The organism is Bacillus luti, from assembly GCF_009739945.1.
GTDB lineage: Bacteria > Bacillota > Bacilli > Bacillales > Bacillaceae_G > Bacillus_A > Bacillus_A luti.
This window is the reverse complement of the sequence record NZ_CP040336.1, coordinates 3,780,363-3,802,164: the sequence shown is the minus strand read 5'-3', so window position 1 is coordinate 3,802,164 and position 21,802 is coordinate 3,780,363. Positions and strand designations below refer to the sequence as shown.

Annotated in this window: 25 protein-coding genes and 1 riboswitch; of the genes, 20 read left to right on the top strand and 5 right to left on the bottom strand. The window is 34.4% G+C overall.

Annotated elements, in window-relative coordinates; genetic code table 11:
- Nucleotides 1-14 precede the first annotated feature (14 nt).
- From phnX to cbpA, 7 genes are all read left to right on the top strand, one after another.
- On the top strand, nucleotides 15-809 hold the full coding sequence (phnX, locus tag EUC40_RS19295) for a phosphonoacetaldehyde hydrolase (protein WP_071709894.1): 795 nt from the start codon (nucleotides 15-17) through the stop codon (nucleotides 807-809).
- A 15-nt stretch (nucleotides 810-824) separates the two neighbouring features.
- Complete coding sequence (gene phnW, locus EUC40_RS19290) at nucleotides 825-1,922, top strand: 2-aminoethylphosphonate--pyruvate transaminase (RefSeq protein WP_071709893.1); 1,098 nt, start codon at nucleotides 825-827, stop codon at nucleotides 1,920-1,922.
- Nucleotides 1,919-3,103: a saccharopine dehydrogenase family protein gene (locus EUC40_RS19285; protein ID WP_156576296.1), complete on the top strand. Its 1,185-nt coding sequence runs from the start codon at nucleotides 1,919-1,921 to the stop codon at nucleotides 3,101-3,103. The genes phnW and EUC40_RS19285 overlap by 4 nt, the downstream gene beginning before the upstream one ends.
- 40 nt (nucleotides 3,104-3,143) lie before the next feature.
- Nucleotides 3,144-3,926 (top strand): DeoR/GlpR family DNA-binding transcription regulator, encoded by a 783-nt coding sequence (locus EUC40_RS19280; protein WP_000117664.1) that lies wholly within the window; start codon nucleotides 3,144-3,146, stop codon nucleotides 3,924-3,926.
- A 409-nt stretch (nucleotides 3,927-4,335) separates the two neighbouring features.
- Nucleotides 4,336-6,609, top strand: a complete 2,274-nt coding sequence (locus EUC40_RS19275; protein ID WP_156576295.1) for an NEAT domain-containing leucine-rich repeat protein — start codon at nucleotides 4,336-4,338, stop codon at nucleotides 6,607-6,609.
- Nucleotides 6,610-6,846: 237 nt separating this feature from the next.
- Nucleotides 6,847-7,476, top strand: coding sequence for a class II aldolase/adducin family protein (locus tag EUC40_RS19270; RefSeq protein ID WP_000895999.1), 630 nt, complete (start codon nucleotides 6,847-6,849; stop codon nucleotides 7,474-7,476).
- Between the two features lie 126 nt (nucleotides 7,477-7,602).
- Nucleotides 7,603-8,226 carry a cyclic di-AMP binding protein CbpA gene (gene cbpA / locus EUC40_RS19265; RefSeq protein WP_156576294.1) on the top strand — a complete coding sequence of 208 codons (624 nt, stop codon included), beginning with the start codon at nucleotides 7,603-7,605 and terminating at the stop codon, nucleotides 8,224-8,226.
- A gap of 63 nt (nucleotides 8,227-8,289) precedes the next feature.
- Here cbpA and EUC40_RS19260 read toward each other — a convergent pair whose 3' ends face one another.
- Nucleotides 8,290-9,060 (bottom strand): divergent polysaccharide deacetylase family protein, encoded by a 771-nt coding sequence (locus tag EUC40_RS19260; RefSeq protein ID WP_001234130.1) that lies wholly within the window; start codon nucleotides 9,058-9,060, stop codon nucleotides 8,290-8,292.
- Nucleotides 9,061-9,541: 481 nt separating this feature from the next.
- Between EUC40_RS19260 and EUC40_RS19255 the strand changes: the two genes are divergently transcribed.
- Nucleotides 9,542-9,823: an aspartyl-phosphate phosphatase Spo0E family protein gene (locus tag EUC40_RS19255; protein ID WP_000495528.1), complete on the top strand. Its 282-nt coding sequence runs from the start codon at nucleotides 9,542-9,544 to the stop codon at nucleotides 9,821-9,823.
- A 29-nt stretch (nucleotides 9,824-9,852) separates the two neighbouring features.
- Here the strand turns inward: EUC40_RS19255 and EUC40_RS19250 are convergent, their stop codons facing one another.
- Nucleotides 9,853-11,349: a DUF3149 domain-containing protein gene (locus EUC40_RS19250; RefSeq protein ID WP_156576293.1), complete on the bottom strand. Its 1,497-nt coding sequence runs from the start codon at nucleotides 11,347-11,349 to the stop codon at nucleotides 9,853-9,855.
- A gap of 198 nt (nucleotides 11,350-11,547) precedes the next feature.
- Here EUC40_RS19250 and EUC40_RS19245 point away from each other — a divergent pair, with 198 nt between their 5' ends.
- The 4 genes from EUC40_RS19245 (at nucleotide 11,548) to EUC40_RS27325 (ending at nucleotide 14,818) form a co-directional block, all read left to right on the top strand.
- Nucleotides 11,548-11,994 (top strand): MarR family winged helix-turn-helix transcriptional regulator, encoded by a 447-nt coding sequence (locus EUC40_RS19245; RefSeq protein ID WP_071709888.1) that lies wholly within the window; start codon nucleotides 11,548-11,550, stop codon nucleotides 11,992-11,994.
- A 161-nt stretch (nucleotides 11,995-12,155) separates the two neighbouring features.
- Nucleotides 12,156-13,850: a M3 family oligoendopeptidase gene (locus EUC40_RS19240; RefSeq protein WP_071709887.1), complete on the top strand. Its 1,695-nt coding sequence runs from the start codon at nucleotides 12,156-12,158 to the stop codon at nucleotides 13,848-13,850.
- Nucleotides 13,851-13,990: 140 nt separating this feature from the next.
- A complete protein-coding gene (locus tag EUC40_RS19235) occupies nucleotides 13,991-14,524 on the top strand; it encodes a DinB family protein (protein ID WP_000903271.1) in 534 nt (177 codons plus the stop codon).
- A 177-nt stretch (nucleotides 14,525-14,701) separates the two neighbouring features.
- Entirely contained in the window at nucleotides 14,702-14,818 is a 117-nt protein-coding gene (locus EUC40_RS27325; RefSeq protein ID WP_001085166.1) for a DUF6254 family protein, read from the top strand.
- 9 nt (nucleotides 14,819-14,827) lie between these two features.
- Here the strand turns inward: EUC40_RS27325 and EUC40_RS19230 are convergent, their stop codons facing one another.
- Complete coding sequence (locus EUC40_RS19230; protein WP_156576292.1) at nucleotides 14,828-16,036, bottom strand: ATP-binding protein; 1,209 nt, start codon at nucleotides 16,034-16,036, stop codon at nucleotides 14,828-14,830.
- Nucleotides 16,037-16,242: 206 nt separating this feature from the next.
- Nucleotides 16,243-16,286: riboswitch (PreQ1 riboswitch) on the top strand.
- 93 nt (nucleotides 16,287-16,379) lie between these two features.
- Here EUC40_RS19230 and queC point away from each other — a divergent pair.
- Genes queC through queF form a run of 4 tightly spaced genes read left to right on the top strand, consistent with a single transcriptional unit; the run spans nucleotide 16,380 to nucleotide 18,758 of the window.
- The gene (gene queC / locus EUC40_RS19225) at nucleotides 16,380-17,042 is read left to right on the top strand and encodes a 7-cyano-7-deazaguanine synthase QueC (protein ID WP_156576291.1); all 663 of its coding nucleotides are present in this window, start codon (nucleotides 16,380-16,382) and stop codon (nucleotides 17,040-17,042) included.
- On the top strand, nucleotides 17,042-17,533 hold the full coding sequence (gene queD / locus EUC40_RS19220; protein WP_000368412.1) for a 6-carboxytetrahydropterin synthase QueD: 492 nt from the start codon (nucleotides 17,042-17,044) through the stop codon (nucleotides 17,531-17,533). The genes queC and queD overlap by 1 nt, the downstream gene beginning before the upstream one ends.
- Entirely contained in the window at nucleotides 17,526-18,242 is a 717-nt protein-coding gene (gene queE, locus EUC40_RS19215) for a 7-carboxy-7-deazaguanine synthase QueE (RefSeq protein ID WP_000036274.1), read from the top strand. The genes queD and queE overlap by 8 nt, the downstream gene beginning before the upstream one ends.
- An 18-nt stretch (nucleotides 18,243-18,260) precedes the next feature.
- Nucleotides 18,261-18,758, top strand: a complete 498-nt coding sequence (gene queF / locus EUC40_RS19210; RefSeq protein ID WP_000918895.1) for a preQ(1) synthase — start codon at nucleotides 18,261-18,263, stop codon at nucleotides 18,756-18,758.
- 48 nt (nucleotides 18,759-18,806) lie between these two features.
- Here the strand turns inward: queF and EUC40_RS19205 are convergent, their stop codons facing one another.
- Nucleotides 18,807-18,992: a YkvS family protein gene (locus tag EUC40_RS19205; protein WP_001165081.1), complete on the bottom strand. Its 186-nt coding sequence runs from the start codon at nucleotides 18,990-18,992 to the stop codon at nucleotides 18,807-18,809.
- A gap of 255 nt (nucleotides 18,993-19,247) precedes the next feature.
- On the opposite strand from EUC40_RS19205, the gene EUC40_RS27050 reads away from it, so the two are divergent.
- A complete protein-coding gene (locus EUC40_RS27050) occupies nucleotides 19,248-19,406 on the top strand; it encodes a hypothetical protein (protein WP_084064369.1) in 159 nt (52 codons plus the stop codon).
- A gap of 81 nt (nucleotides 19,407-19,487) precedes the next feature.
- Nucleotides 19,488-20,090 carry a histidine phosphatase family protein gene (locus EUC40_RS19200; protein WP_071709885.1) on the top strand — a complete coding sequence of 201 codons (603 nt, stop codon included), beginning with the start codon at nucleotides 19,488-19,490 and terminating at the stop codon, nucleotides 20,088-20,090.
- A 35-nt stretch (nucleotides 20,091-20,125) separates the two neighbouring features.
- Here the strand turns inward: EUC40_RS19200 and EUC40_RS19195 are convergent, their stop codons facing one another.
- A complete protein-coding gene (locus EUC40_RS19195; RefSeq protein ID WP_071709884.1) occupies nucleotides 20,126-20,704 on the bottom strand; it encodes a GNAT family N-acetyltransferase in 579 nt (192 codons plus the stop codon).
- A 244-nt stretch (nucleotides 20,705-20,948) separates the two neighbouring features.
- Here EUC40_RS19195 and EUC40_RS19190 point away from each other — a divergent pair, with 244 nt between their 5' ends.
- Together EUC40_RS19190 and EUC40_RS19185 are read left to right on the top strand one after the other, a co-directional pair.
- Nucleotides 20,949-21,143, top strand: a complete 195-nt coding sequence (locus EUC40_RS19190) for a hypothetical protein (protein WP_000344282.1) — start codon at nucleotides 20,949-20,951, stop codon at nucleotides 21,141-21,143.
- 25 nt (nucleotides 21,144-21,168) lie between these two features.
- Nucleotides 21,169-21,486, top strand: a complete 318-nt coding sequence (locus EUC40_RS19185) for a hypothetical protein (protein ID WP_156576290.1) — start codon at nucleotides 21,169-21,171, stop codon at nucleotides 21,484-21,486.
- Nucleotides 21,487-21,802 lie beyond the last annotated feature (316 nt).

Here is a 21,802-nt window from a genome sequence, read left to right as displayed (position 1 = left end):
GGGTGATGGATTGAATGAAAGTAGAAGCGGTTATTTTTGATTGGGCAGGTACGACAGTTGATTACGGATGTTTTGCACCACTGGAAGTATTTATGGAGATTTTCCATAAACGCGGTATTGCAATTACCGTAGAAGAAGCACGTAAGCCAATGGGATTATTAAAAATAGACCATGTAAGGGCACTAACGGAGATGCCTCGTATTGCGAATGAGTGGAATCGTGTTTTCGGACAATCACCAACAGAAGCAGACATTCATGAGATGTATGAAGAATTTGAAGAAATCCTCTTCACTATTTTACCGCGCTATGCGTCGCCAATTCATGGAGTAAAAGAAGTGATTGCTTCTTTACGTGAAAGAGGAATTAAAATTGGTTCAACGACTGGTTATACGAGAGAAATGATGGACATTGTAGCAAAAGAAGCAGCACTACAAGGATATAAACCTGATTTTCTTGTAACGCCAGATGATGTTCCGGCGGGTCGTCCATATCCGTGGATGTGCTATAAAAATGCGATGGAACTTGGTGTATATCCGATGAATCATATGATGAAAATTGGAGACACGGTATCAGATATGAAAGAGGGAAGAAATGCTGGTATGTGGACAGTTGGTGTAATTCTTGGCAGTAGCGAACTCGGCTTAACTGAAGAGGAAGTGGAGCATATGGATCCAGCAGAACTTCGTGAAAAAATAGAAGTAGTTCGTAATCGTTTCGTTGAAAATGGGGCGCACTTTACGATAGAAACGATGCAGGAACTCGAAAATGTAATGGAACATATCGAGAAACAAGAACTTATTATTTCATAAAAGGGGCACGGGATCATGACTGAAAATCACTACTTATTATTAACGCCAGGACCATTAACGACAACAAAAACAGTAAAAGAAGTTATGCTATACGATTGGTGTACGTGGGATGTTGAATATAACACGATGGTACAAGAAGTAAGGGCTAAACTTGTATCGTTAGCAACGAAGAAAGAAGAGAAATATACAACAGTATTAATGCAAGGAAGCGGTACGTTTTCAGTTGAAGCAGTAATTGGTTCTGTTATTCCCAAAAACGGAAAGCTTCTCGTTTGTACAAATGGTGCATACGGTAAGCGAATTGTACAAATGGCAGAGATGTTACATATAGATGTGGTGGTCAGTCAAACAGAAGAGTGGGAGCCTACTAATATTGTAGAAGTAGAAAAGATATTACAACAAGATAAAGAGATTACACATATTGCAGTTGTTCATTGTGAAACAACAACAGGCATTATCAATCCAATTGTAGATGTATGTAAATTAGGGAAGCAATACGGAAAAGTAACACTAGTTGATGCAATGAGTAGTTTCGGCGGGATTGAAATAGACATTGCTGATTTGCAAATTGATTTTTTAATTAGTAGTGCGAATAAATGTATTCAAGGAGTTCCAGGATTCGGCTTTGTTATTGCAAAACGCGATGAATTGTTGAAATGTAAAGGGCAGGCACGTTCATTATCTTTAGATTTATACGATCAGTGGGAAACGATGGAAAATCAAAATGGGAAATGGCGTTTTACTTCACCTACACATGTTGTACATGCTTTTTATAAAGCACTGCTTGAATTAGAAGAAGAGGGCGGAATAAGCGCACGTTACAACCGATATTACAACAATCAAAAGCTATTAGTGAATAGAATGGGGGAAATTGGTTTTCGAGCATTAGTAGATGAAGAATATCAATCTCCTATTATTACATCTTTCATTTATCCAAAAGAGAACTTTGAGTTTCAACAGTTATATAGCGAGCTAAAACGTTATGGATTTGTTATTTACCCAGGAAAAATTTCGAAAGTAGATACGTTCCGCATTGGAAATATCGGTGATGTACATGAAGAAGATATTAATCGCTTAGTTGATAGTATCGCGAAAGGAGTTGTGATAGGTTGAAAGTATTTTGCTTAGGTGGAGCAGGTAAAATTTGTCGTGAAGCAATTTTGGATTTAGTTCAATATTCATCATTTGAGACAATTACGGTAGCCGATTTTAATGAGGAAGAGGGCCTTAAAGTAGTAGAATGGCTCAACGATCCTCGTGTTAATTTTGTGAAAGTAGATGTAACAAATCATGAGGATACAGTTGCAAAAATGAAGGGCTATGACATTGTAATGGATGGTACGACAATTAAGTTAAATGGATTGTCTACTCGATGTATTGCAGAAGCAGGTTGTCATGGTGTGAACTTAAACGGATTTGGTGAAGAAAATGATTCGCATTCTATATTTGTTCAAAACGGAAAAACATGTTTACCTGGATTTGGTATGACGCCAGGTGTAACGCAAATGATGGCCATGCATGCAGCAAATCAGCTAGATACGGTAGAGTCAGTTCGTGTAAGTCATGGTTCATATCGTCCGATTGCTTTTTCTGCATCTATTACAGAGACAACGACATATGAGTATGATCCACATTTACCATCGCGTACAGTGTATGAAGATGGTGAGTTTAAGCAGGTACCCCCGTTTGCGCGCCCGAGAGAAATTGAATTGCCGGCGCCTTATGGTAAGACAACGCAGTATATCATACCGCATTCTGAAACGTTTACGTTAGCAAAGGCGTTAGAAAATAAAGGTGTCAAATTGATCGAGACGAGAGGAACTTGGCCAAAGCAAAACATGCAGCTCGTACGCGCCTTATATGATTACGGCATATTGCGTAATGATCAGATTGAAATAGATGGTAAAGAGATTGGGATTATGGATTGCATTTCAAAGTATTTACTAAAATCAAAAGAAGGACAAGAAACAGAGCTTTATGGTTATGCACTTCATGTAGAAGTAGTAGGTATGAAAAATAATGAGAAGCAAAGGCATGTATTATATCATACACATCCGTTATCTGATGGATCTATTGCAGGATGGGAAAAATTAAGAGCTTATACGAGAAACGTTGGTATTCCATTTGGGATTGCTACAGAGCTAATTGCAAATGGAAATGTAAATAGAGTTGGTATTGTTACACCCGAATTCGCTTTTGAGAATCCGCAAATGATTTTTGATGAGTTAGAAAAGCGTGGTATTCATATTCATGAAGAGGTTTCTACTTACAAAGAAAATTATAACTTTGTATAAGCAAGGAAGTTTATGAGGTAGATATAAATGGGGTGAAGCTATGTCTGTAGTAGGAGAAGAAAGAAAGCGAACCATTCTTGAAAAGGTAGAGTTTAAAGGGAAAGTGAAAGTTTCAGAATTAGCAAGAGAATTTGCTGTATCAACAGAAACAATTCGTCGATATTTAGAAGAATTAGATCGTGAAAAGAAGCTGAAGAAAGTGTATGGTGGAGCTGTTCAACTTCCTGGAGCCGGGGTAGAGGCACCGATGCTAGAAAGAGAAATGCTGCATATAGAAGAGAAGAAAAGAATTGGTTATAAAGCAGCAACGTTTGTGGAAGATGGAGATGTTATTGCGATTGATGATGGGAGTACACCACTTCAAATGGTACCATATCTTGTTCATCGTAAAAATTTAACGATAGTTACGAGCTCTTTTCCAGTTGCAACACAATTAATCTCTTCCATTAATAAAAAGATGTTTCACGGCGAAGTTTTATTTATTGGCGGGAAAGTATCTCCAAAGCATTCACGCGTATCAGGATCTATTTCTCAGCAAGTCATTCATCAATTTCATTTTCATAAAGCGTTTATTTCGATGGACGGGTTATTGCCTAGTTTTGGAGTTTCCAGCTTTGAATTAGAAAAAGCGAAACTGTCAGAAGCGATGATGAAATTAGCGGAAAAAACATATATTCTATGTGATCATACAAAGGTAGGCGTAAAAGGGAATTATCGAATAGCAGCCTTTTCTCGTATTCAGCATGTTATTTGTGATAAAAAAATGCCATATAGTTTTGAAGAAGAAGCTAAAAAGCATAATATTCAATGGACAGTTTGCTAAATAAATTGAACTCCCACCTGATTTTTAGGTGGGAGTTTTACTGCTCGCAAATAGCGGGATAAAAGATTTGTATTCATGCAAAAAGTGGACACATTTTCTCATTTCTTTCATATAATTTACCAATACAAAAAAAGTTGGTCGAAGGAAAGAAGGGGAAACATGTCAGAACGAATATATAATAAACTTGTATTGTACGCGAATATTCTGCAAAAAATTGGTGTCATCAATGAGAAGGAAAAAAGTGAAATTCTTCATACAATAGGTAAAAAAGCCCTTTGAATAAAGGGTTTTTATTTTTTATACATGGAAATATAAACTTAATGTAATATTACCATTGACAATGATAATGATATTCATTATCATTTATTTGTAGGTAATTGATAGGAGTTATCAATTATAAAAATTATATATGATAGGGGATATTATTTTGAAAAAAAATTATATGAAGGCGCTAGTAGTAGCGACAACATTAGCAATTCCATTTGCTGCTTATTCTACTCCAGCATTAGCAGCAATAAAGATTGAAGCAAACCAATCGGTAGCAGCTAATGAACGTACACACGATACTGAGATTAAAATATATAAGGACCAAAAAGACGAGCCATCTATGGTTTCTCAATACATAAAAAATCCTAAAGTAGCAATTGAAAACGGGAAAAATATTGTTACTGTAACCTTACAAGATAGCGATTATTTTCAATATCTTAGAATAGAAGATAAAAATCAACCTGGCGTATTTCATGATGTGGAGGTTTTGTCAGAAGATAAGAGGAAGAATGGAACGAAAGTAGTTCAATTTGAAATTGGCGAGTTTGAGAAGAAGCATAATATGCAAATGCATATACTTATTCCGGCTATTGGATATGATCACAAATATCAAGTTCAATTTGAAATTAAAAATCCAACTGTAGGTGACAAAGAAACAGAGAAACCAGATGATAACTCTAATTCAGGCAATACGGAAATAGATAATCCGGTTGATACTCAAAATATGATAACAGATAACAAATTAAGAGAACTTGTTAATAAAAAAGTATTTAATAGAAAAGATTTAAATACACCAATTACGAAAGAAGAGTTATTACAAGTAAAGGACTTGTTTTTAAATACGAATGAGATTCTTGATTATAGTGCATTAAAATATATGCCGAATTTAAAATCTTTAACAGTTGCGAATGCGAAGATAAAAGATCCGTCGTTCTTTGCGAACTTAAAGCAATTAAATCATTTAGCTTTGCGTGGTAATGAATTTTCAGATGTAACACCACTTGTTAAGATGGATAATTTAGAATCCCTTGATTTGAGTAATAATAAAATTACAAACGTTGCACCACTAATTGAAATGAAAAATGTAAAAAGTTTATATCTATCAGGTAACCAAATAGAAGATGTAACAGCATTAGCGAAAATGGAACAACTAGATTACTTGAATTTAGCAAATAATAAAATTACGAATGTTGCTCCATTAAGCGCGTTAAAAAATGTAACATACTTAACTTTAGCTGGTAATCAAATTGAAGATATTAAACCGTTATATTCATTACCTTTAACAGACTTAGTATTAACACGTAATAAAGTTAAAGATTTATCCGGCATTGAGCAAATGAAGCAATTAGAAGAATTGTGGATCGGGAAAAATGAAATAAAAGATGTTACTCCTCTAAGTAAGATGACACAGTTAAAACAATTACACTTACCTAACAATGAGTTAAAGGATATTACTCCATTATCAAGTCTAGTAAACTTACAAAAACTTGATTTAGAAGCGAATTATATTGCAGACTTAACACCGGCTAGTAATTTGAAAAAGTTAGTATTCTTAAGTTTTGTTGCAAATGAAATCCGTGATGTTCGACCAGTTGTAGAATTAAGTAAAACAGCTTACATTAATGTTCAAAATCAAAAAGTATTTTTAGAGGAAACAGAAGTAAATAAAGAAGTGAAAGTACCTGTATACGAAAAGGATGGTAAAATCTCTACAAAAATTCGTTTGAAGAGCGAAGGTGGTACGTATAGTAACGATGCAGTGAAGTGGAGTACAACAGGTGAGAAAGTATATGAATTTGGTGTGAAAGACCCATTTGCGGATACAGGCATTTTCTTCACCGGTTCTGTAATTCAAAATGTTGTAAATCAAAAAGTATCTGAAGAAGTAATAGAATTTAAAGATGTACCAAAGGGCCATTGGTCAGAGAAAGCAATTAATCATTTAGCGAAAGAAAAGATATTTGCAGGTTATGGAAATGGACAATTTGGATTTGGTGATAACATTACTCGTGGTCAAGTAGCAGTTTTAATACAAAAGTACTTGAAGTTGGAGCAAAATGTAGAACAGAAAACGAAGTTCACAGATACGAAAGGAAATATGTATGAAGGGGCTATTGAAGCAGTTGCACAAGCCGGAATTATGACGGGCGATGGCAATGGTAAGTTCCGTCCAGATGGCGTATTAACTCGATATGAAATGTCAGTAGTACTACAAAAAGTATTCCAGTTGAAGGAAAATGGAAATACTGTAGGGAGCTTTAAAGATGTACCAAAGGGGCATTGGGCAGAAGGATATGTGAAAGCTTTAGCGGACAATAACATATCAAAAGGTGATGGGAAAGGAAACTTTTTAGGTGATGACTTCGTAAAACGCGAAGAGTATGCACAGTTTTTATATAACGCAATAACGAAATAAAAAATAAGAAAAATACGTTATTCTTTAAATAAGAAGAATAACGTATTTTTTTATGTATGAAATGAAGAGGCTACTAAGTATATGAAGGGCCCATTTTGTAGAAGGGCTGTGAAACCATATTGACAAAAAAGCATTCTCATGTGATAATTCAATTAAATTTTTAGAATAATCAAAAAATATTCCTTTTACATAAAAAGGATTCGAACCTTATATGAATATTATGCCGGGGGTGACGAAATGTTATTTTTTCTGAAGAAATGGAATGAATTAAAAGATGTGAAGTCTGAATTGGCACTTCGTGATTGGTTTTATGGTACAAAAATTAGTTTATCATTATGTACGTCAAAAGAGCCATTAACATTTTTAGTGAATGTCGAGGGAAGAGATAAAGGGCTATTTTCAGAAGAGGATTTTATTGTCGTAAATTGCATGTGTGAGCCAGTCTTTGAAAATGAAGAGAAACCAGCTGCAGAATCATTTATGCATGCGGATATTTATAAAAAAAGTAGTGCAGAATGCATTTTACAAGTGCAGACTGTAGATAGTCATTTAATATCAGAGTTGTATGGAAAAGAAGGAGAAGTAACATTCGATAAACGTAGTGTGGAACGTGTTTTTGGAAAAGAAGGCATAACAGAAATGACAATTCCAATTGTAGAAGATGAAAAGAAATTTGCTGATTTATTAGAAAGTAATGTTCCGAATTTTATTGAAGGTGGAGGAGTTGTTCTTGTTCATAATTATGGCATGATCGTGTGGGGAAAAACGCCAGAAGAAGCGAAAAAATGGTTAGAGGGTATAGAATATTTAATGAATTATCATGTGAAGTTGTTAATGATTAAGGGTGCGAAAAGTTCTGTTATATAAAAATGTTTGTGATGTTGTTACAAGTCAACAAATAAATGAAAGCGTTTTAAAAATAATTTTACTCATAAAATATAGGTCTCCTTATTATATATAGATTACATGTTGACATGTAAGGAGGAACATATTTTGCGAGTTAAATATCATTTTCTGCCAAAACAGCAAGTAACCTTTTGCAAAATAAACGATTCCGGTGAAGAGGCTTTGCAAATTATGAATGAAACGGGATTTCGAGCAATCCCTGTATTAGCAGAAGATGAGAAGAAATTCATGGGGATTATTTATAAAGTAGATCTATTAGAAAAGAAATGTAATAACGGCTTAGAGAAATTAAGTACAAGAGATATGCTGGAAGACTCCTCTGCATTTATTTTTGAAAAGGATTCATTCTTCAGAGCATTTTATGTTATTCGTCGTTTACCGTTTTTATCCGTTTTAAATGATTATAATGAGTTTGTCGGTATTTTAACACATTCCAATGTATTTGATGTTATTGAAGATTCATTCGGTATGCAGACGGGTGGTTATATATTAACAATTGCAACCCAAGATTGTAAAGGAACGATTAAAGAACTCGGGACGTTGTTAAAAGCATATAATATCGGTGGACTGTTTACGCTAGATAACGGCGATCAATATATTCGCCGTGTGATTGTAAATATAACAGATGAGTTAAATGAAAAAAGATTAAAGCAATTAATCGAAAAAATAGAGAAAAAAGGTTTTAGGGTGAGTCATGTAGATTATATTTAAGTTAAAAAAGGTACCGATCTGCTACATATGGATTGGTACCTTTTTTAGTATGAGGAATGAATATTATTTTGAAACAGGAGGTGGAGATAATGCTAAATCAGACAAAAAAATAAAGTCTGCATGTTCGCGAATTTTAGGAATAGAGGTTTCAATAACGTTTGACGTAATTTCACCTGGAGGCCCAACATGTCCGATAGCTACCATTATAGGTTTTTCTTGAATTTTTTTGATGAGTAATTGGGCTTGTTTTGAAATATGTCCTGCTGTATACACATCATCAAAAAATAGTTGGTTTTCAATAATCGGAACTCCTAATTCTTTTCCGATTTTTGGGACGACACTATTAGGGTTTGTTTTGCTATCTAAATAAAATAAACCGTGCTTTTTACAAGCTGCAAGTATAAGTCGTACAATTCTTTCGTCCGCTGTTACTTTTGACCCCATATGATTGTTCATTCCAATTGCATGCGGTACTTCTTGAATCGCTTGTTCGAGTCGATTGTTTATTTCTTCATCACTTAAATCAGTTGTAATTGCTTTTGGTCCAAGCCATTCTTTTTTACCTTTAATAGGTTCCATAGGCATATGTATAATAACTTCGTGTCCTTTTTTATGGGCTGCTATTGCATCTTCTTTTGTGGAAGGAAGAAAAGGCATAACAGCAACAGTCAGTGGGATGGGAAGTGATAACATTTTATCAGTCCCCTTCATATTATTGCCGAAGTCATCAATGACAATGGCTACTTTATTCGTATGAGCATTTGCTTGAATCGGAAACAAGAAGAACGGTAAGAACATAGTAAAAATGAGCATTGCAATCGTATATTTGCGCATATAAATATTTCCTTTCTATTTTATCCCGCTATTTGCGGGAAGTAAGATTCACACCTCAAATTCGGCTGGAGCAAAGAAGTTAGATAGGAAAACTGTCCGTAAACGTCCGATTGGTGTGGGTTAATAATCGGTGTGGTGAACCATCCCGCCGACTGATTAAAGTTTCACTTTATCAATCATCATTATGTTTTGCTTTTTTATATAAATTAAACAAAAAATGTCGAAGAAAAGAGTGTGAAAAATAGAGAATCCGCTATTTAATTGATATTTATAAAAAAAGAAGATGAAAAAAATGTCTATTATTGCGAATGTATTTACAAAGATAGAATAATTTGTAATAATTCTCAAAGTGAGGGTAAAGATTTGTAAATTACAGGGAGAAAATGTTAAATTTTCTGATTCTTCAAATTTACATATGATAAAACGGTAAAAAGGTCAATGGAGAAGTGAAGAGCAAGGAAGTATACTAAGGGGGATATGGATGTTTACTGTAAAAAGGAAGTACACATTAGAAAAGCTTTCACGTGATATTCATATGAAACGTGAAGAAATGATTCAATTAGGATTAACAAGTGGGTTAAATAGTATGGAGACAATTCAAGTCAGTCAAGAGTTGGACAAGCTTATTTTACAGTACCAGTGTTATAAAGAAAAACAAACACCGAAATGGTTTTCAATTATAAAGGTACCTATTTTTCAAATCGGGTATGAGGGAAAATCAAGTAATTTTTGGCGAATGCTTGTGGCTGGTTTTATGAAATAAGTATAATTATCCTTTCGAGGTAAGGATAATTATACTATGTGTAACGGAATTTCGATATGAACTGTCGTTCCTTCGTTTTCTATACTGTCTATAAAAATATGCCCATTGTACATCTCTACAATTCGTTTACATATGACAAGTCCAAGACCTGTTCCAGTATCTTTATTAGTAAAGAACGGATGAAAGAGGTGTTTTTGAATATGTTTTGGAATCCCTTTTCCAGTATCTATAATTTGCAATTGTGCGTGTGTCTTATTGTTTGTGACGATAATTGTTAATGTATCACTAGAGCTCATGGCTTCAATTGCATTTTTTGTAATGTTTAAAACCACTTGTTTCATATGGTCTTTTGAGCACCGGATATAAACAGGATGGTCTGGCAAATGTAAATGGAATACAATGTTATGTAGATTCGCCTCAGATTGAATAATCAATGCTACCTCATTTAGAATTGTTCTTACATCATATGTTTGTTCGATGATGGCAGTTGGCTTTCCAAGAATAAGAAATTCGCTTACAATTTCATTAATTCGTTCTATTTCTTGTTCGATTATGGAAAAGTAGAACTGATCCTGTTCATCTTTATATTTCTCCTTTAATAGAGCGACGAGTCCTTTAATTCCAGTAAGAGGATTTCGTATTTCATGTGCTGTACTCGCTGCAAAAGTTCCAACCAATTCAATTTTTTGCAGTTCATTTTGTTGTCTTTCCAGTTTTGTTTGACGTTTTAATAATATATATTGAGCAAGCAAAAATAAAATAGACATTAAAAATAAAGTAGCTACACACTCTATTGAAACTAGCTGATATAAAATTTTCTTGTGAATAGGTAACGGAGAAACAGAGACCGTCCAATTTAATTTTTGTAGCGGGGTAGTAAGCATATTAGAATGCTTATCATTTGTGCCATTATTATCATCAGTTAGAAAAACTACACCATGCGTATCAGTTACTTCAAAATGGTATTGTGGTTTAATAGCATTTAAAGAAGATGAAATGTAGTCAAAGCGTAAACTAGCTAATAATAAGCCTGAGAGCTCTTTTTGTTTATTAAATATTGGAGAGGCAATCATAATAGCTTGATGTCCAAGAACGCGATCTGTAATGACTGATGATACAGTTGTTTTCTTAGTTCGTAAGGCGTCTTGAATATACTGGCGGTCTGAGACGTCAACAGGCATTGATTCGCCTTCGGATGCGATTGTAATCATCCCGTCTGTCGTAGCGTAATATAGACCAGAAAAACGTTCGTCATTGCCATCCGTATCATGTACAATCTGTTTAATCCCATTCATGTTTCCGGTTTCAGTCCCTACGATCTTTGCGAGCATCTCTAAGGCTGAGATTGCTTCACCAAGATGATGGTCTAAATAGTCTCTATATAAAAAGAGAACAGTGTGAGCAGATAGTTTGTTTTCCTGTTTCATTTTATACGTATGATACGAATAAAATGTAGCACCAATCCCTATTGTTGGTAGGATAACAAGCAATATATATAAAACTATGCTTTGGAATTTGAATTTCAAATTTGGTACTCCTTCTTTTTTATTATCATTATATATAAACTATGTTAAAATTGTCATGTTTTTATTCAAGAATCATTCGGAGTACGTTAGGGGAGAGGAAATGAGTGAGTGAATGAATACTCATTCGGAAATTACATGAAGTATTAAGCTATTTTTTCTTTTTATTGCTGAGAATTTAAGTGAAGGGTTGAAAGTTGTATGACATCAAATAATGAACGAGAAGATATTTCTCAATCTTTAAAAGTATTTATCGCATTATCTCGTGTACATCGTTCTGTTATGGATACTACAAATAAGTCCATACAAAGTAACGGGTTAAATCCAACTGAATTTGCTGTGTTAGAACTGCTATATCATAAAGGTGGTCAACCACTGCAGCAAATTGGTGAGCGTATTTTAATAGCTAGCGGCAGCATTACATATGTTGTAGATAAGCTAGAAAAAAAGGGGCTAGTAAAGAGAATCCCATGCCCGAATGATAGACGTGTTATTTATGCACAATTAACTGAGTCTGGAGAGAGTTTTATTGCTTCTATTTTTCCAGGGCATGAGCAAGTTATACATCAGTCTTTTGAAATGTTAACGAAGGATGAAAAGGATGAATTACTTGGCCTACTAAAAAAAATTGGAAAGTATGAAAAATAATAATATGTTCCAAATGAGCTTTGGATAAATAAATCCAAGGCTTTTTTTGTTTACATGTCATTATGACAGCAACTGCTGCTTTTTGCTAAAGAATAAAAGGAAATATGCAAGTGAGCATTGAATTATAGTAATGATGCATATAACGGAGAGGGGGCTCGTTCATGTCATTTAAAGACTATGAATATAAACGGCCAAATATTGAGGAATTAAAAGAGAAGTTTACTGTTGCTTTAGAAAAGTTTGATAATACAAAAACGGTTGAAGAACAAAAACAAGTAATCAATTCAATTAATGAAATTCGTAATGATTTTGGTACAATGGGGAACCTTTGTTACATTCGTCATTCTGTTGATACGACAGATGCTTTTTATAAGGAAGAGCAAGATTTCTTTGATGAATATTCTCCAGTTGTACAAGGGTATGGAACAAAATATTATAAGGCGTTAATTAATTCTCCATTTCGTGAAGAATTAGAGGCGTATTATGGAAAGCAATTATTTGCCTTAGCAGAATGTGATTTGAAAACATATTCAGATGAAGTCGTGAAGGATTTACAATTAGAGAACAAATTGTCTTCACAATATACGCAGTTATTAGCATCTGCAAAAATTGACTTTGCTGGAGAAGAGAGAACGTTATCGCAACTGATTCCGTTTATGCAAGGAAAAGAAAGAAGCGAACGGAAAGCAGCAAGTGAAGCATACTACGGATTTTTAGCGGAGAATGAGGAAGAACTAGATCGTATTTATGATGAGCTTGTTAAAGTGAGAACGAAAATCGCAAAAACTTTAGGTTTTAAAAACTTTGTTGAACTTGGATATGCAAGAATGTACCGTACAGATTATAATGCGGAGATGGTGGCGAATTATCGTCAGCAAGTACTTGATTATATTGTTCCAGTTACAACGGAATTAAGAAAGAGACAAAAAGCGCGTATCGATGTAGAGAAGTTAGCGTATTACGATGAAAACTTTGAGTTTGCTACAGGTAATCCGACTCCAAAAGGAGATGCAGATTGGATTATTAATCATGGGAAAACGATGTATAAAGAGTTATCGGCTGAAACAGATGAGTTTTTCAATTTCATGTTAGATAATGATTTATTAGATTTAGTTGCGAAAAAAGGAAAAGCTGGCGGTGGATATTGTACATATATTGAAAATTATAAAGCACCATTTATTTTCTCGAACTTTAATGGAACATCTGGTGACATTGACGTATTAACACATGAGGCTGGTCATGCTTTCCAAGTATATGAAAGCCGTAAATTTGAAATTCCAGAATATAATTGGCCAACGTATGAAGCGTGTGAAATCCATTCTATGAGCATGGAATTCTTTACATGGCCATGGATGAAGCTATTCTTTGAAGAAGATGCAGATAAATATTACTTCTCTCACTTAAGTTCAGCGCTTCTGTTTTTACCATATGGCGTATCTGTTGATGAATACCAGCATTATGTGTATGAAAATCCAGAAGCATCACCTGAGGAGCGTAAGACAGCATGGCGTAACATAGAGAAGAAGTATTTGCCACATCGTGACTACGAAGATAATGATTATTTAGAGCGCGGTGGTTTCTGGCAACGTCAAGGACATATTTATAGCTCGCCGTTCTACTATATCGATTACACGTTAGCGCAAATTTGTGCACTGCAATTTTGGAAACGTGCAAGAGATAATAGACAAGATGCGTGGGAAGATTATGTGAATCTGTGCCAACAAGGTGGAAGTAAATCATTCTTAGAATTAGTAGAAGTTGCAAATTTAACATCGCCATTTGCTGAAGGCTGTGTGAAAAGTGTAATTACCGAAATTGAAGCATGGTTACACGCGATTGACGACACAAAATTGTAAAAAACATGCGCTTTTTTTCACATGTTTAACATCGACATAATGGGAAAATAATGAGATAATAAAAGAAAATTCAGAATTATTAAAAGAGGTGTTTCGAATATAGGGCACCTCTTTTTACCAACAAAAAGGGGGAAAGAAGTATGCTCCACTCTAATATGGATGTGAGTTTAGAAAGTTTGGTGAACTCATTACACTCTACCCGAAGCACGCTATTATCAGAAATTGAAATGTTAAATGATACAGAAGTGAATGTAAAGCCACGCCGTGATAAATGGAGTATCATTCAGATTTTACATCACTTGCATTTGGTTGAACAATCTGTCACATCTGCCCTTGTATATGCTTTACAAAAAAAAGAAAGAAAACTGGCTCCATTTAAAGACCTCCAACTTACGCTTGATCGCACACATAAACGAGAAGCTCCTCAGCAAATGAAACCAACAGAAACTTTAATGAAAAAACAACAAGGAATTCAATTACTAGAACATTCACGACAAGAACTATTACATGCGCTTCATAGTGTTATAGATGAAAATGAATTATTTGAAAATGGATTAAAGCATCCTATTTTTAATGATTTAAATTTGTATCAGTGGGTTCAATTTCTTGATTTGCACGAACAACGACATCTTACGCAGTTAAAAGAGGCGAAACATTCAATACTACAACGATAAGACGAGAGAGACGGGTGATCTGCCCGTTTCTTTTTTTGTGCGTAGTATTAAACCTCACTTCAAAAGCGGAGGGCTGCATGATAAAGATTCCAAAGTGAGACAGAAAAAACGATGCATAGTTTCCTACCCCACTTTGGAATAATACTTCGTGAAAGAGTTAGAAGGAGTGAACAAAGTATGGCGAAAAAGAAGCGAGAAGAAGAACGTGCTTGGAAAGCTCGTAAAGAGAATCAAAAACCACATGGAAAAGTGAAAGCTTTTGCTGAATTAGTGGAAGGAACAGAAAAAACGTGATGAATTTCATCACGTTTTTTTTATGAGCGGGAAAGTTAACAAGAAGGTTGTACCTGTCCCTTTTTCGCTTATAATATCAATTTTCCCATTCATTGCTTGGATGACACTAAAGACAACCATCATTCCGAGTCCAGTCCCTTTTTCTTTCGTTGAATAGAAAGGTGACCCGAGTCGTTTTACCTGTTCTTGATCCATACCAACTCCTGTGTCTTTTATAAACAATTGTATATGTTTATGGTCTGGAACTAATGTAAGAATAAGGTCACCGCCGCTAGGCATCGCCTCAATACAGTTTTTTAAAATATTTAATAAGCATTGGTTCAGTTTTTGCTTTTCACCAGCTATAAAAAATGATGTACTTTGTTTTATGTAGTTTATACGAACATTTGTTAAATTCGCGAGAGGTGTAATTAAAGATAACGCATGAAGTAATTCTTCCTCTACTTGTAATTGTTGTTCTTTTTCAATACTCGGTTTTGCAAAAGTTAAGTAGTCTGTAAGAACATGATTTGCTTGTTCGATACCATTAATGGCTATGTCGATATATAATTTTCGTTCCTTTTCAGAACATGTATCTGACTGTAAAAGTTGCAAAAATCCTTTCGTTGAAGTTAAAGGATTACGAATTTCATGAGAGATAGAAGCTGCCATTTCACCGATTAAATGAAATTTTTCAGCATTCATAAGTTCATTTTGAAGACGAACTTGCGTTTGTAATATGTGAAGTAAATATAAAATAAGGATTGTTCCAATTATTGTACATATTTCGTACACGATAATATGCGGTATATAATCAGCCTTATTTGTAACTTCTGCAAGGAAAAATGGTATCCAGCCAAATCCGAATATGAGGCTGTAAAAGATAGCGAGTGCTATTTTTATACGGTTAGAACTTCGGTTAAACAGTTTGTATGTTAAGAGTAAAACAATAAATAGGAGCACTGAAGCGATAAGGGATGGGAAAACACCTACTCCTCCTAATAAAAAGCGGTATATGTTTAATACAGTTAAAATGGAAGCACCAGCAATAGGCCCCCCTGTTAATGTGCCGACAATTAATACGATATGACGCATATCAAATTGAAATCCATAATCTGTTTTCGCAGCAAATGTGATACATAGTATGGTAGCGAGGCAACACAATACAATAAATATAGCTGAATTTAATTTAGGAGATCGTTTGCCTTTTTGATTCCAAAATAAGTGATAGATAAGCATCGTAACGAGAATGGATAATATATTTAAAAAGAGGTAAATAATAAAGAGTTTCAGTGGGATGCCTCCTCCCTTCTAATATTAGATTAATCATACTATAAAATGATAGAAATGAAATAAAAATAGCGGAAAAATCAGAAATTTTTTATGGTAGTATACAATATGTTACAATAAGCTTTGTCAATGAAAGAAGAAATTCCGTGCACTGCATGGGAGAGGTTCGCGAACTCCCTCTATAAAAAACTATGGAAACAACAATATCCCTAGGTATTGTTTTGTTTTTTTATTGTGACAGTTCAAGAACGTTCTTTCTTCTTATTCGTAGTAGAGAAGGAGAATGAGTGAAATGAAAAAAGAAAAAGCGGTTGTTGTTTTTAGTGGTGGACAAGATAGTACAACATGTTTATTTTGGGCGATAGAGCAGTTTGGAGAAGTAGAAGCTGTAACGTTTAATTACAATCAACGTCATAAGTTAGAAATTGATTGTGCAGCGGAAATTGCGAAAGAGCTAGGAATTAAACATACAGTATTAGATATGAGTCTACTAAATCAACTTGCTCCAAATGCATTAACGAGAACGGACATGGAGATTACACATGAAGAAGGTGAATTACCATCAACATTTGTGGATGGACGAAATTTACTATTCTTGTCATTCGCTGCTGTATTAGCGAAACAAGTTGGAGCGCGTCATATTGTGACAGGCGTATGTGAAACTGATTTTAGTGGGTATCCAGATTGCCGTGACGTATTTGTAAAATCATTAAACGTTACATTAAATTTATCTATGGATTATCCGTTTGTCATTCATACACCACTTATGTGGATTGATAAAGCGGAGACATGGAAATTATCTGATGAACTTGGTGCATTTGAGTTTGTTAGAGAAAAAACATTAACATGTTATAACGGAATCATTGGTGATGGTTGCGGTGAATGTCCAGCATGTCAACTTCGTAAAGCAGGATTAGATACGTACTTACAAGAACGCGAAGGAGCGAGCAACTAATGGATAATTTCTTTGGATTTCGCATCGTAGAAAATTTGCAAAAAATGGACAAGGATATTCAGCGTAAACAACTTAAATATCATAATAAAAGAGTAATGGTCAGCAAGGAATTTACATTTGATGCAGCACACCATTTACACTGTTATGAAGGAAAATGTAAAAACTTACATGGTCACACATATAAAGTTGTATTTGGGATTAGTGGTTATGTAAATGAAATAGGCCTTGCAATTGACTTTGGAGATATAAAAGAAATTTGGAAAAATGAAATTGAAATTTATTTAGATCATCGTTATTTAAACGAAACGTTACCAGCAATGAATACAACTGCTGAAAATATGGTCGTTTGGATTTATGAAAAGATGGCAGAAGCATTAACAAAAGATAATCGTGCGAACGAATATAAAGGAGCTCGTGTTGAATTTGTTCGTCTATTTGAGACGCCGACTAGTTATGCGGAAGTAAGACGGGAGTGGATGCTCGATGAGTAAAATCCCTGTCTTAGAAATATTTGGTCCAACTATTCAAGGTGAAGGAATGGTTGTAGGACAAAAGACAATGTTTATTCGTACAGCTGGCTGTGATTATAGCTGCGCTTGGTGCGATTCTGCCTTTACATGGGATGGATCGGCTAAAGATCAAATTAGACAGATGACAGCGGAAGATATTTGGAATGAGCTTGTTGCAATTGGAGGAGAAAATTTTTCTCATGTTACGATTTCAGGCGGAAATCCAGCATTGCTGAAAAATATTGAGTTTCTTCTTTCTATATTAAAAGAGAATGGAATGCGAACGGCAATCGAAACGCAGGGGAGTAAATGGCAAGACTGGTTACTTCAAATTGATGAGGTAACGATTTCTCCCAAACCACCAAGTTCGACGATGCATACAGATTTTCAAAAGTTAGATGCTGTTATTCAAAAACTAGCAGGAAAAGATATTAGCCTAAAAGTAGTCGTATTTGATGATTCTGACTTTGAATATGCAGTTAAGATGCACGAACGTTATCCAGATGTACCATTCTTCTTGCAAGTAGGGAACGATGATACGAAAACAGTGGATGATGCAATGCTTATTAAAAAATTATTAGATAAGTATGAGTGGTTGATTGATAAAGCAATAAATTGTAAAGCAATGAATGATGCAAAAGTATTGCCTCAGCTTCATGCGTTAGTATGGGGAAATAAACGCGGCGTATAACGAGAAGGGATGTTTAATATGGCAGGAAGATTAGATGAAGATTTAAAAGATGTAACATTACTAGGAAATCAAAATACAAAATATTTATTTGAATATAGCCCAGAAATTTTAGAGGTATTTGATAATAATCATCCAAACCGTGATTATTTTGTAAAATTCAACTGTCCTGAATTTACAAGCTTATGTCCGAAAACGGGACAACCAGACTTTGCAACAATTTATATTAGCTACATTCCAGAGCAAAGAATGGTAGAAAGTAAATCTTTAAAGTTATATTTATTTAGTTTCCGTAATCATGGTGATTTCCACGAAGATTGCATGAACGTAATTATGAACGATTTAATTAAATTAATGGATCCACGTTACATTGAAGTATGGGGGAAATTTACACCACGTGGTGGCATTTCAATTGATCCTTACTGTAACTATGGTCGCCCAGGAACGAAGTATGAACAAATGGCAGACTACCGCATGATGAACCACGATCTATATCCAGAAACAATTGATAATCGTTAATAGAAAGAAAGGGCCTGTATACTATACAGGCCCTTTCTTTCTATTATATTATGCATTTTGGTTAATGACAGTATAGTTTTTATGACTTACAACTGTAAGAGGTTCCATATCTAGTTCTCTAAAATTCTCCATAATTGTTATATCAACAATAACAGAGTTTTGATTTACTTTTTGAACACGGCCTTGCATGCCACCTTTAAATTCGATGATATCTCCAGTTTCTGCGATCTGCATAAGCAACTCTCCTTGTTACAGTTTTTCCAAAAAAGAATAATTTGGGATTTTTTATTTTCCTTTATTTTGAACTATGTTTCCTGTTTTGTAAATGTTTTCAAAGTAAAAATTCGAAAAATATTCACTTTTTGTAAGAAAATATATGAAAAAACATGCTGATAGGAGATGAATGATAAAAATGCAAGTATCTTTATATAAGAGTATAATGAGGATATACAATGACCTACTAAAGTGGGAGGAACTAGGGGCGGTAAAATGATGTTTGAAATTGTGGGGAGCTTTATAGCGATTTTATTATTTTTATTCTCTTATATACAGTTGAAGAAAATCCGGCATCATGAAAGAACTACATATTTTGACGGATTGGATGGTGTGCATGCATCGATAACACATGATAGTGGTGGTAATGTATAACTTTCTTTTTATGCATGATATGATGGCAGTAAGAAATAGTACATAATAGAGTTCGTAAGTGATGAATGGAGAGTGGAAAGAATGAGGATTTCTTTTATTCGTCATGGTCGCTTAGATGGTACTATGGAGCCAATGACAGTTATTTCATTTCATGAATGGATGAAACGATATGACTCACATACTATAACAACAAAAGCTTCTATACCAATGGAAACAATTGAAGCAATGGAATCAGCAAAATTAGTCGTAACGAGTGATCAAAGGCGTGCTGTACAGTCAGCAGCTGAATTGTTGGATTCTTTATCTTTTATGCAAAATTCTCTTTTTAGAGAAGTAGAGGTTCCTTCACGATTTTTTTCTCCAAAATGGTTGAAATGTAAACCTAACGTATGGATGTTTATCGGACGAACCTTATGGGTACTTGGCTACCATAAAGATGTAGAGTCTTATAAGGAAGTAAGAGAGAGGGCAAAGCAAGCGGCTCATCTATTGCACCGTTACGCTCTCGTACATGGAAGTATTGCTCTTGTAGGTCATAGTTATTTTAATACGATGATTGGGACTGAACTGAGGGCAATGGGGTGGTCTGGTTCACCTATTTTCCATAGGAAGCCATGGGGTTGTACAACATATACATTTCACGAGGCGATGGATGGGACTGTATTAAATACGAATTTAACATAAAAGCACACGATTTATATAAATCGTGTGCTTTCTTTTTAAGATATAGAAACCTTTGTATTTAATGGTTTTACTAGATGGGCGTAAGGTTCACCCACAAGCATAACGATTTGATCTTTTTTGTAACCTAGCTTTTCGTATAATGAAAAAGCACGTGTATTTTCTAAATTAACAAGTAAGGCGATTTTTTCATGTGCTTTTTCAGTTGCATGAATTTCAGCAGCTTCAATTAATTGAGAACCTATGCCTTTTCCGCCATATGCACTCGAAACTGATAATGTATCAATGTAATACTCATCAAGCTCAGCTTCTTTTTCTAATGTAATGGATGTATCTTTATGTAATTCTCTTAAGTGATGTACAATTGGTGCGTCAAGTATTGTTGCGTCACTACCGTGATAAGCGACAATAATTCCCACTGCAGTCCCGTCTTGTTCATATACAAAACAGTTTTCGTAGCTCAGTCGATTTCTCTCTTTTGAGAACCATGTTTCTAGTCCTAGTAATACTTCTGTTTCAACTGTGCTCCCTGTGATTTTTTCAGCAATTTCGTGCAGAGCGTTATACAATAAAGGAGCTATCGCCTTTGCATCTGTCTTTTTTGCTTTCCGAATCATAGTATCCCTCCTAGTTCTATTTATATATTGTAGCATAGTGGTATGGAACTTTGCATAATGGAATGTCGAAATGTTTGATATAGGGAAGTAGCTATGTTAGTATATGATATTTAGTGGACATATAGTAAGCAATATCATTTGCGAAAAAATGAAAATAAAATTATGACATAGTAACGGGATAAATTTACAGTTGTTGACCTATAGAATATACGATAGAATAAAATATTGCATAGAGGTGAAATACATGGATGAACAATTAGCAAATGCAATTTTGGATCAGCTGAAAAATGGTGAAATAAAGGAGTATGTTGCAACGAAAGATGTATTTTATACGTTCAGGAAAGTTGTAGTTAGTCGTGAAGATTTTAAACATATTATTGGGAATGCACAGCGCGGCGGACAGGTCATTTATACATATTCAGAAACGCCACGTTCGTAACTAGAAGATATAGGGGAGGAGACTTATGGGCGATTTTAAACAAGGGATATTACCGCATTGGGATTATATGTGGAAAGATAGAGCTGGAAATAGGTTTATGGGAATGGTTATGTATCCAGAGAAAAGAAAATGTTCAGCGAAAATGCTTCAAAAAATAAAAAGAGCATATGAAGAAGCGATGGAAATTAAAGTAACAGTACAAGTTCAACATACATATGAGTACGTAGAAGGAATGATTGTATACTTTGATGAAGAAGCTCCTGTATGTACAATGATTGACAAAGATGAGAATCCGTATCATATATTTGTAAAAGATATTTTACGTATTGAGCACTCTGAATAATCTTTTTATAAATAAATTGAAATGCCATAATAATAATCTTTTTCTATAATAGTTATCTTTTAGTATGTAACGAGAACTGAAAGTATATGTATAATATTTAATAAAGTAAAATTGATAAATGTAATCGTTTTTTAGAACAGATTATCGTTTAATGTCTGTTCTTTTTTGCGTGATGCTGGAGAAATATATTCCTCCAGCATTTGCCGTTTTATGACAAAATATATTGGTAACTTTTTTTAAAATAAGGTTAAATTCGTTGACAACTTTTTTGAAAAGCACTTTATTGACATGAGTTTTAGAATGTTGTTTCATAGTC